The organism is Pseudomonas sp. NFACC45 (assembly GCF_900113505.1).
Classification (GTDB): domain Bacteria; phylum Pseudomonadota; class Gammaproteobacteria; order Pseudomonadales; family Pseudomonadaceae; genus Aquipseudomonas; species Aquipseudomonas tehranensis.
This window is the reverse complement of record NZ_FOPO01000002.1, coordinates 55,089-66,163: the sequence shown is the minus strand read 5'-3', so window position 1 is coordinate 66,163 and position 11,075 is coordinate 55,089. Positions and strand designations below refer to the sequence as shown.

Annotated in this window: 9 protein-coding genes; 7 read left to right on the top strand and 2 right to left on the bottom strand. The window is 60.0% G+C overall.

The features are described 5' to 3' along the window. Nucleotides 1-13: 13 nt before the first annotated feature. The 6 genes from BM132_RS03210 (at nucleotide 14) to BM132_RS03185 (ending at nucleotide 7,888) form a co-directional block, all read left to right on the top strand. Nucleotides 14-358 carry a DUF2934 domain-containing protein gene (locus BM132_RS03210; protein WP_092397874.1) on the top strand — a complete coding sequence of 115 codons (345 nt, stop codon included), beginning with the start codon at nucleotides 14-16 and terminating at the stop codon, nucleotides 356-358. Nucleotides 359-567: 209 nt separating this feature from the next. Further along, the gene (gene glgX, locus BM132_RS03205) at nucleotides 568-2,727 is read left to right on the top strand and encodes a glycogen debranching protein GlgX (protein ID WP_092397872.1); all 2,160 of its coding nucleotides are present in this window, start codon (nucleotides 568-570) and stop codon (nucleotides 2,725-2,727) included. 248 nt (nucleotides 2,728-2,975) lie between these two features. Further along, the gene (locus BM132_RS03200) at nucleotides 2,976-3,740 is read left to right on the top strand and encodes a PIG-L deacetylase family protein (protein ID WP_092397870.1); all 765 of its coding nucleotides are present in this window, start codon (nucleotides 2,976-2,978) and stop codon (nucleotides 3,738-3,740) included. A 240-nt stretch (nucleotides 3,741-3,980) separates the two neighbouring features. Further along, a complete protein-coding gene (locus tag BM132_RS03195; RefSeq protein ID WP_092453202.1) occupies nucleotides 3,981-4,781 on the top strand; it encodes an endonuclease/exonuclease/phosphatase family protein in 801 nt (266 codons plus the stop codon). A gap of 346 nt (nucleotides 4,782-5,127) precedes the next feature. Continuing rightward, nucleotides 5,128-6,042, top strand: coding sequence for an autotransporter domain-containing protein (locus BM132_RS03190; RefSeq protein WP_092453199.1), 915 nt, complete (start codon nucleotides 5,128-5,130; stop codon nucleotides 6,040-6,042). A 220-nt stretch (nucleotides 6,043-6,262) separates the two neighbouring features. Continuing rightward, nucleotides 6,263-7,888, top strand: coding sequence for an NADP-dependent glyceraldehyde-3-phosphate dehydrogenase (locus BM132_RS03185; RefSeq protein ID WP_092453196.1), 1,626 nt, complete (start codon nucleotides 6,263-6,265; stop codon nucleotides 7,886-7,888). A gap of 18 nt (nucleotides 7,889-7,906) precedes the next feature. On the opposite strand, the gene BM132_RS03180 is transcribed toward BM132_RS03185, so the two are convergent. Continuing rightward, nucleotides 7,907-8,800: a DMT family transporter gene (locus BM132_RS03180; RefSeq protein ID WP_092453194.1), complete on the bottom strand. Its 894-nt coding sequence runs from the start codon at nucleotides 8,798-8,800 to the stop codon at nucleotides 7,907-7,909. A gap of 134 nt (nucleotides 8,801-8,934) precedes the next feature. On the opposite strand from BM132_RS03180, the gene BM132_RS03175 reads away from it, so the two are divergent. Then, nucleotides 8,935-9,372: an Lrp/AsnC family transcriptional regulator gene (locus BM132_RS03175; protein WP_047226583.1), complete on the top strand. Its 438-nt coding sequence runs from the start codon at nucleotides 8,935-8,937 to the stop codon at nucleotides 9,370-9,372. 41 nt (nucleotides 9,373-9,413) lie between these two features. Here BM132_RS03175 and BM132_RS03170 read toward each other — a convergent pair whose 3' ends face one another. Then, entirely contained in the window at nucleotides 9,414-10,757 is a 1,344-nt protein-coding gene (locus BM132_RS03170; RefSeq protein WP_092453190.1) for a hypothetical protein, read from the bottom strand. Between the last annotated feature and the right edge of the window lie 318 nt (nucleotides 10,758-11,075).

Here is an 11,075-nt window from a genome sequence, read left to right as displayed (position 1 = left end):
CAGGAGCACTGCGATGAGTACCGACGATAAACGCATTCGTGAATTCGCCTATCAGATCTGGGAGTCCGAGGGTAAGCCCGCCGGGCAGGAAAAACGCCACTGGGAGATGGCCCGCAAACTTGCCGAAGCCGAAGCCCTGGCACCGAGCAAGCCCGCCAAAGCGGCCGGCAAACCAGCGGTCAGCAAGACGGATGGCCTGAAGTCTGGCGCGGCCAAGAGCAGCGCCGCCACCAAGACCGCCACGAAAAGCACCACGCCCAAGGCCAAGCCTGCGGCCAAACCTGCCGCGGTCAGCTCCGCAGCGGAAAAACCTGTGGAGAAAAAGCCACGAGCGGCGCGCAAGCCGCCGGCTAACTGATCCATTCCTGACATCCGCCTCAAGGGCATGCGCCCCCGTTCTGACAAGGGCGCGTGCTGACGCCACACCGGGCCGACGCCTGGATGCGCGGTGTCCATCAATGGTGCCGCTAGGCGGCACAGCGGGAGCAAGCTGCCTCGCCACAGTGAAACGAATAGATTTTAAGTGAACAGCATTGCCGTATCTGTCTGTCTTTTGCAGGAGCAACTATGACCCATCCAAAAAACACTACGCCGCCGCCCGTTATCGAGGCTTCGCGGATTCGTGAAGGGCTGCCTTTCCCGCTGGGTGCGACGTGGGATGGCCTGGGGGTCAATTTCGCGCTGTTCTCAGCGAACGCCACCAAGGTTGAACTGTGTATTTTCGATGATACCGGCGAAGTCGAGCTCGAGCGTATCGAGCTGCCGGAGTACACCGACGAGATTTACCACGGCTATCTGCCTGACGCCCACCCGGGGATGATCTATGGCTACCGGGTCTATGGCGCTTACGACCCGGAGAATGGCCACCGCTTCAACCCCAACAAACTGCTGATCGACCCCTACGCCAAGCAATTGGTCGGCCAGTTGAAGTGGTCCGAGGCACTGTTTGGCTACACCATCGGCCACCCGGATGGCGACCTGAGTTTCGATGAGCGCGACAGCGCGCCCTTCGTACCCAAATGCAAAGTCATCGACCCAGCCCATACCTGGGGCAACGACCAGCGCGTCAGCGTGCCGTGGGACAAGACCATCCTGTATGAAACCCATGTTCGCGGCATCAGCATGCGTCACCCCTCGGTGCCGGAAAACCTGCGAGGCACCTTCGCCGGATTGATGGTGGACGATGTGCTCGAGCACATCCGCAAGCTGGGTGTTTCATCGGTGGAGCTGCTGCCCGTCCACGCGTTCGTCAATGACCAGCACCTGTTGCACAAGGGCATGACCAACTACTGGGGCTACAACAGCATTGCCTTCTTCGCCCCGGACCCGCGTTACCTGGCCAGCGGCAAAATCGCCGAATTCAAGGAGATGGTTGCGCACCTGCACGAGGCCAACCTGGAAGTCATCCTCGACGTGGTCTACAACCACACCGCTGAAGGCAACGAGCAAGGCCCTACCCTGTCCATGCGCGGCATCGACAATGCCTCGTACTACCGGCTGATGCCGGATGACAAACGCTACTACATCAACGATTCCGGCACCGGCAACACCTTGGACCTGAGTCACCCGTGCGTGCTGCAGATGGTCACCGACTCCCTGCGCTACTGGGCCACGGAAATGCATGTCGACGGCTTCCGTTTCGACCTGGCGACTATTCTGGGTCGATACCACGATGGCTTCGACGAGCGCCACAGCTTCCTCGTCGCCTGTCGCCAGGACCCGGTGTTGCGCCAAGTGAAAATGATCGCCGAGCCGTGGGATTGCGGCCCTGGTGGTTATCAGGTCGGTGGGTTCCCGCCAGGCTGGGTGGAATGGAACGACAAATTCCGCGACACCGTGCGCGCATTCTGGAAAGGTGACGACGGCCAACTCGCCGACTTTGCCAGCCGCATGACGGCCTCCGGCGAGATGTTCAACCAGCGCGGTCGTCGCCCATACGCCTCGGTGAACTTCGTAACGGCCCACGACGGTTTTACCCTGCACGACCTGGTGTCGTACAACGACAAACACAATGAAGCCAACGACGAAAACAATCAGGACGGCAGCAACAACAACCTGTCCTGGAACCATGGCGTCGAAGGCCCGACAGACGATCCTGAGATCAATGAACTGCGTCAGCGGCAAATGCGCAACTTCTTTGCGACCTTGCTGTTGGCCCAGGGCACGCCGATGATCGTCGCTGGCGATGAGTTCGCCCGGACCCAGCACGGCAACAACAACGCCTATTGCCAGGACAGCGAGATCGGCTGGGTCAATTGGGACCTGAGCGAGGATGGCGAGGCGCTGCTCAAGTTCGTCAAGCGCCTGATCAAACTGCGCCTGACCTACCCGATCCTGCGGCGCGGGCGGTTCCTGGTGGGCAATTACAACGAAGACCTGGGCGTCAAGGATGTCACCTGGCTGGCCCCCGATGGCAGCGAGATGACCACCGAACAATGGCACGACGGCCACGGTCGGTGCCTGGGCATGCTGATGGACGGGCGCGCGCAGGAAACCGGTATTCGTCGCAAGGGTGGCAACGCGACCCTGCTTCTGGTGGTCAATGCCCATCACGACATCGTCAACTTCCGCCTGCCGGAAGTGCCCGAAGGCAGTTTCTGGACATGCATGGTCGACACTAACCAGCCGAAGGTGCGTGGCCAGGAACGTTTCGATTTTGACTACGAATATTCCGTCACCGGCCGCTCGCTGTTGTTGTTCGAGTTGCAGCGTGAGGAGGAGGAATGAACCTTCGATAACCGGGTGAAAAAAACACAACCGCAGGGACGCGGTTGTTCACCCGCTCAGTCTCCGCGCAGAAAAACAGCATTCGCAACAACATGGGGCGCGACGAATCGCCCAACATGATCAATACTTGTCGAGCGGTAGATTCCAGGATCGGAACATCGCAGCTCGCAGTCAGGCCCTGGTGGGCACCACCAGGCAATCGGCCCGATGCATGGCTGAAAGATTGAACACAAACAGGGACGTCTCTCATGAAACTCGCTTCTCGCTTGCCAGGTCGACAGCATCCGCAAATATGGAACAGCGCCCCCCAGCTGGCCGACATTCCCATTATCAGTACCCAGACCCTCACTCCCGCTGGCGCACGCGCCGTGATCCTTGCTCCGCATCCGGGTGATGAGGTCGGCGCCTGTGGCGGTCTGCTCCAGTTGCTGAGCAATCTGGGTCATCCCATCTTGCTGATCTCGGTCACCGACGGCAGCATCAGCCATCCCGGCTCACCGCTGTGGACCGATGAGCGCCAGCATGCCTACCGCCCCCATCCCCAGGAAAGCGTGGACGCCCTGCATCGCCTGGGGGTATCGGCCCGTGGCATGCAATGGGTGCGCGGTGGTTTCCCGGAAAAAACCCTCGCCGAACATGAGGCCCAACTGAGCGCTTTCATCGCTCGGTACTTGAAGCCCGGAGACGTTGTGTTCAGTACCTGGCGCAAGGATGGTGACAGCGACCATGATGCCGTTGGCCGCGCCGGAGCCCTGGCCGCCGAAAGCATCGCGGCCGTGTTCATTGAGTTGCCGGTGTGGGCCTGGCACTGGCCGCTCCGTGAGCAAAACAAAATCCCTTGGCACCGGGCCCGCAAGCTGCGCCTGGATATCTGGACCACCGCCCGCAAACGCCACGCCATGCACGCCTATGCCAGCCAGCTCAACGGCGAACCCGCCAACGGCATCGCACCGCTGGTGCCACGGGTGATTCTCGATCGCATGGGTTTGCCTTATGAGATTGTGTTCATCTGACCACCGCGCCGTTGTGGGCTTGCTCACGAAAACGGCGGCACATGCAACGTCTTCTGTGGGAGCAAAGCTTGCTCGCGATAGCGGTGAGTCAGTTTGCATCAATGTTGAATGAACCTCAGTCATCGCGAACAAGCGGTGCTCCCACAGTGGCGAGGTGGTTGACTCGGCAACGGGAAAAATCCGGAACTGCGGCAGCCACCAAAAGTCGCATGAACAGGTAGGTCTGATTCAGGAGTGAACGTGACTGGCGATCCCAACCGGCATGCCGTCGAATCAACGCCTTTGGACACGCCCGCAGCGGTCCATCGGCTACGGGTTCTGACGGTCAATACCCACAAGGGCTTTACCGCCCTCAACCGTCGTTTCATATTGCCCGAGCTGCGTGAAGCGGTACGCAGCACCGGTGCCGATCTGGTGTTCCTGCAGGAAGTGCTGGGCGAACACGACCGCCACGCTTCGCGCTACGAGAACTGGCCGCAAATGTCCCAGTACGAATTCCTCGCCGACAGCATGTGGAGCGATTTTGCATACGGTCGTAACGCGGTGTATCCCGATGGCCATCATGGCAATGCATTGCTGTCCAAATACCCGATCCGTGAGTTTCGTAACCTCGACGTCTCCATCACCGGTCCCGAGCGACGCGGGCTGCTGCATTGCGTGCTGGACGTTCCGGGTCATGCCGAAGTCCACGGCATCTGCGTGCACCTGAGCCTTCTGGAAAGCCATCGCCAATTGCAGCTCAAGTTGCTCTGCCAACTGCTGGATTCGTTGCCCGAAGACGCCCCGGTGATCATCGCCGGTGATTTCAACGATTGGCAGTTGCGCGGCAATACTGCCCTCGCCCGTCGCCAATACCTGCACGAAGCCTTCGAACACCACCACGGTCGTCCGGCGCGGACCTACCCGGCCCGTTTCCCTCTGCTGCGCCTGGACCGCATTTACCTGCGCAACGCCACCAGCCATGCCCCGCAGATCCTGGGCAGCAAACCCTGGACACACCTGAGCGATCACCTGCCGCTTTGCGTAGAAGTGCATTTGTGACGCCAACACTGCGCAACACCTGGCGTACTAGTCAAAGGGTGAGTCAGTGAACCTGACGGGTTGAAACGGTTGCTTGACGTCAATTCACTGATCTGGATAACCGAAAAAAATCAGTTATTTATTGGCTCTGATTTCAGTTTGCCATTCATCGTTCATTTTCTTGACGCGACGGCACCGGTCTTCTTGACTACAACGTACTACCCCCGGAAATACAGTCAGGGGCAAGCCTCGGAACCCCGCTACAGCGGACCGCCCGAGGCATGCCTCAATCCATTCGGTCGCCCCTCATTCGGGGTAGGAGAGACGCCATAAGCGAGAAACGCATGCGATTGCAAGGCAGGCCCCCATGAAAACTTCCCTCCGTCCACAAGAGATCACTACCACTTTCTACACAATCTCGACTTCGTTGTTGCTGTGTTCGTCCATGGAGGTGTGGGCCTGGCCCGCCGAGCAGACGTCGCAACCCTGGTATGACCGAACACAGGCCGACAGCCAGGGCGCCGCATCCATAAACACTGATCCCACCTCCAGCAAGAGCCCCGCCCTCTTCACCTTGCGAAACGACAGCGGCCATACCCAACGCGTGGGGCTGATCAGTGGACAGAACCAGGTCATCACCCGTGTCGATGGCACGCTGGTGACACCGGCCATGGTCGAGCCCGGCAAAGAAGCACTGAACCTGCAAGGCACCCATCTGGGAGCGTACTGGAGCCTGACCGGTCCGGCAGGCTGGCATGTGGACCTGAGTGCCAGCGGCGGGCGCGTCAACGGTTACAGCCGCACCGAGCAAGGCCAGCGTCAGGCCGCTGAAGGTAATGCCGTCACGTTGTCGGTCGAAGGCGGTTTTCCCATCGGTATCAGCGACCATTGGGTGGTCGAACCCCAGGCACAACTGATCAACCAACGCATCACCCTCGACAGCCCCAATGCCGAGAACGGCTCCGGTAACGAACTGAGCACCTGGAGCGGGCGCGTCGGGGCACGCCTCAAAGGGACGTATCAGGTCAACGGCCTGGGCGTGGAACCCTACGTGCGTACCAACCTTTGGCACACGGTCCAGAGTGCCGACACCTTGACCCTGGACAAAGTCGACAAGATCAGCAGCAGCCGCAAATCTTCCACCGTCGAGGTAGGGCTGGGGTTGGTGGCGCGGGTTACACCGGTGGTGAGCCTCTACATCAGCGCTGACTACAGCAGCGACGTCGACGACAACGACCTCAACGGGCTGATCGGCAGCCTGGGGGTACGGATGCGTTGGTAAACCCTCGCTTCAGGGCGGGTCGCAGCCAGGTGCTGGCGGCTCGCCATACCAATCGGCAATGAGTCCAGCCTGCCCGCCTCCACACTTCCCTGACGCCGATAAAATCCTGTCCCCCGCCCCTCGGCACTTAAAAAGCACCGCCATTTGGGCGTATAACCCTAAAAGCGATTTACGCCTGAAAGCGTCAGCCCATGGCTCATTTCATTGATGGAGTAACGACATGACCCAAGCCAACCTCTTCGCCAACCTGTTTCCCAGCGCTGCCGATGTTCCGCAGGCCTACCGCCTCGAGGGACAGATCGAGCAGCGCGAATACCTGATCGATGGCGTGCTGCAAACCTGGCAAGGACCGCTGGCAGTTGTTCGCAGCCCGGTATACCTGGCAGGCCCGCAGGGGGACGAGCAAGTGATACTGGGCAGCACACCACTGCTGGATGCTCAGACCGCACTCACCGCCCTGGACGCAGCCGTACGCGCGTATGACCGCGGCCAGGGCCAGTGGCCAACGATGCGCGTTGCTGAACGCATCCGCCATGTGGAGGCTTTCCTGGCGCGCATGCGTGAGCAACGCGAGGCGGTAGTCAAACTGCTGATGTGGGAAATCGGCAAGAACCTCAAGGACTCCCAAAAAGAATTCGACCGCACCTGCGATTACATCGTTGACACCATCAACGCCCTCAAGGAACTGGACCGCCGCTCCAGCCGCTTCGAGCTGGAACAGGATACGCTCGGCCAGATCCGTCGCGTGCCGCTGGGCGTGGCCTTGTGCATGGGGCCCTACAACTATCCGCTGAACGAAACCTTCACCACGTTGATTCCGGCATTGATCATGGGCAACACCGTGGTCTTCAAGCCGGCCAAGCTCGGCGTACTGCTGGTGCGGCCGCTGCTGGAAGCGTTTCGCGACAGCTTCCCGGCCGGTGTGATCAATGTGATTTACGGCAGCGGCCGGGAAACTGTCAGCGCGCTGATGGCCAGCGGCAAGATCGACATCTTTGCCTTCATCGGCACCAACAAAGCGGCCAGCGATCTGAAAAAACTCCATCCGCGCCCGCACCGTTTGCGTGCCGCCCTGGGCCTGGACGCCAAGAACCCCGGCCTGGTGCTGCCGGACGTCGACCTGGACAACGCCGTCAGCGAGGCGCTGACCGGCTCGCTGTCCTTCAATGGCCAGCGCTGCACAGCACTGAAAATCCTGTTTGTCCACGAAGACCTGGCACCGGCATTCATCGAGAAATTCAACGCTAGGCTGGCCGCCCTGAAACCTGGCATGCCGTGGGAAGACGGTGTGGCACTGACACCGCTGCCCGAGGCGGGCAAGGTCGATTATCTGCATGCTCTGGTGGCCGATGCCGTCGCCAAAGGCGCAGAGGTGATGAATGAACACGGCGGCGAATCCCGCGGCTCGTTCTTCTATCCGGCCGTGCTCTATCCGGTGAACACTGCAATGCGGGTCTACCACGAAGAACAGTTCGGCCCGGTCGTCCCCATCGTGCCGTACCGCGACCTCAATACCGTGGTCGATTACGTGCTGGAGTCCGATTTCGGCCAACAGCTGAGCATCTTCGGCAACAACCCGGCCGAAGTCGGCAAACTGGTGGACATCTTCGCCAACCAGGTCGGACGCATCAACATCAACGCCCAATGCCAGCGAGGCCCGGACACGTTCCCGTTCAATGGCCGGAAAAACTCGGCCGAGGGCACGTTGTCGGTCCACGATGCGCTGCGCACCTTTTCGATCCGCACGCTGGTGGCGACCAAGTTCCAGGACAGCAACAAGACGCTGATCAGCGACATCATCCGCGGGCGGGACTCTAACTTCCTGACCACCGACTACATCTTCTGACCCGCGCCGAAGGATGGGTTATGGCAGGGCTGGACGGCGCACCTTGATGCCCCAGCCCTGCTGCATGCCGGCTGCCGCCAGCAGGATCGCTGCCACACCCAGCCACTGCAGCAACTCGAGGCGATGACCGAAGGCGAACCAGTCGACGAAAATCGCCGCGATCGGGTAGATGAACGACAACGCGCCGGTCACTGCGGTGGGTAGCCGTTGAATCGCGCTGTATAACAACACGTACATCACGCCGGTATGAACCATGCCCAGGGTTACCAGGCTAGCCCAGGCCTCAGGCTGCTGAGGCAACGCCGAAAAGTTCGCCCAAGGTGCCAACAGCAACACACCGGTGCTGACCTGGATCAGCGCGATCAAGTGCGGCGGTGTCCCGGTCAGATGTTTGATGATCAACGCCGCAATGGCGTACAGCAAGGCAGCGCCCAGCGCCAGAGCGATACCCGTCAGATAATCTCCGCCCCCCTGCCCTTGCTCACCGTGGGCGCTGACGATGGCCAACATGCCGAGGAACGACACCGCCAGCCAGAACAGCTTTTGGGCGGTGATTTTTTCCCCCAGCAACAACGCTGCCAACCCCACCAGCATGAACGGCTGAACGTTGTACACCGCCGTACCTATGGCAATCGAGGCGCGGGAGTACGAAGCAAACAGCAGCACCCAGTTGCCCACGATCGCCACGCCACTGAGCACCGCCAGCAGGAAGGTGGAGCGCGTCAGGATACCCGGACGCAAGAAGCCGAAACCGGCGCAAATCAGCAGCAAGGTCGCAGCACCGAACACGCAGCGCCAGAACACCACGTCCAGCACCGGCACACCGGAAATCAGCACGAACCAGCCTATGGTTCCGGAAATCAACATGGCGGTGGTCATTTCCAGCGAACCGCGACGTAAGGTCTTGTCCATCTTCAGGCTCCTTCAGCAAGTGGGCACAGTATGCCGAGCCGAAGGGGCGATTCTCCATGGCAGGAAAAAGGCTAAACTGGCTTTTGACCTTTTTTATCAAGGCAACTTCGGGCATTGGCCTAACGGAGCGGAAAATGACTGACGACATCGACCAGATCCTCATCAGCGCCCTGATGGAGGACTCCCGACGTTCCCTCAAGGCCCTGGCAAACTTGAGCGGCCTGTCCTCCCCCAGCGTCGCCGAACGCCTTCGCCGGCTCGAAGAGCGCGGCGTGCTCAGGGCATACACCGTTGAAGTGGACCCCAAGTGCTTCGGCTACCAACTCCAGGCGATTGTGCGTATTCGCCCGCTACCGGGGCAGTTGCAGGAAGTGGAACGGCAGATCCAGGCCATCGCTGAATTTACCGAATGTGACAAGGTCACTGGCGATGACTGCTTCATCGCCCGCCTGCATGTGCGCTCGATGGAGCAACTGGACACCTTGCTGGACAAGCTCAATGTTCTGGCAGAAACCAACACCGCCATCGTCAAGAAGACCCCGGTCAAACGGCGACTGCCGCCCATGGCATGAGCCTGCCCCGGCCTCGGTGTCATCCGAGGCCGGGATCCAGACTACTCGAGGTCTTCCAGCTCAGGACTGCGCTGCACTTTTTTCACCTCATCCTGAGGCGCATTGCTCGCTTTCATCAGTTTTAGCGGCACGATTTTTTCGCAAGCATTCTTGCCGTCGGCATAGACGCCACTGTGGTTGCATTTCCAGTCATAGAAGTTGGCCAAAGCCGCGGACAATTGCAGGCTGTAGTCCGTGCTTTGGGTCCCTGGCGTAAAGGGTTGGCCGGCGGGGATGTTCTGGAACCATTGCATCCACTCTTCAGTGCCCGGCGCCGGCGGATCGGCCTGGAAGGTCGGGTTCATGATCGCCAGTTGCTGGTATTCAGCGGTCATGTGGCAGCTCAGGCACGAAGCCTGGGGGTTGTCCACCGGCCCATTGAGGCGTCCGTTCCAACCCAGGTGGGTCGGCGGCAGTTCCTTGGCATTGGCATTGATCGCGGTCTGCTTCAACGCTGGGTTGATTTTGGTTTCTGTCGGGGTCGGATTGGTGAACTCGCTGCTGGTCACTTCAGGGTCGTTCCCCCACATGATTCCGACCGGCACCAGGTTTTCCCAGTCGCCTTTGCTCTTATCGATGCCGTTGTACTGAAAGGTCCCAAAGAGCCAGCCGGTCTCGCTGACACGCGTGTCACGCACGGCAATGTCCATCTGGATCAGTGCGACTTTTTTCACGACGCGATCAGTGGATGTAAACGTGACGGCGGTGTAGGCATCCAGCAGCAAGGGATTGGCCAACGACGGCACCGAATTGACATCGATGTCCGCATACAACGCCTTACACACCACGGTGCCGTTGGGGAAGCTCTTGGGCTTTGACGTGAAGCTCGGGTCAGGGTTCTGTGGGTCTTTCCAGACCTGGCCGATGGTATAGGCACCGATATCGTTATAGATCCCCACCGCATAAGTCTGGCCAGACTCCAACTGTGTGTGAGCGAGCTGTTTAGGCTGAATGGGCGCCTCTCGGGTCAGCCCATGGATGCCTTCACGCCCGCTCGGCCCGTAATGCTGCCAAGGCATGTGATACCACTGGCGCACGGTGTTCTTCTGCACATTCCAGTTGGTCTCGGCGTTGCCCTCCAGACAATATTGCTTGACGCCCTCCATGTAGGCTCGCCAGGTTTCAAAATCGTTGCTGCGCGTTGTGGGCAGATTCTTGAAGAACGCCGGCATCGATGCGGCGCCAGGGGCTGTGGCGGGATAGTTCTGGCTGAGCTGGAACGCAGGGCCGGAATATTCACTCTTGGGAGGGGCGAAGCCGAAATCAGGGAAGGTGCCGGCATTGGCCATGGGCAAACCGCCCGCCAAGGCCATGAGTGCAACGATCTTTGCGTGGGACTGAATCATCGGTATCTCCTTATAGGGACAACGCCTGCCAAAGTCATCGATCTCCTGATTGATGCGCAGGGCTTCCTTGTTATTGGGCCAGGGCGCGTGCCCGGCCGGCTCACGGTTAACACTCAGTGATGCGCGTACACCTCCTTGGCACCTGAAAAACGGGCGCAGTCAGACCTGGCTCGGGTAGCCGAATGCGAACGATATCGGGGGAGAATGTGGCGAACATTTCGCGCGGTGGTTGACCGGTTTACCTCATGCCGCCCCTGGCAATGCAATCCCTTGTCATAGTTGTAGATCAATTATTCAAAGCCGCCATCCCGATGCGGC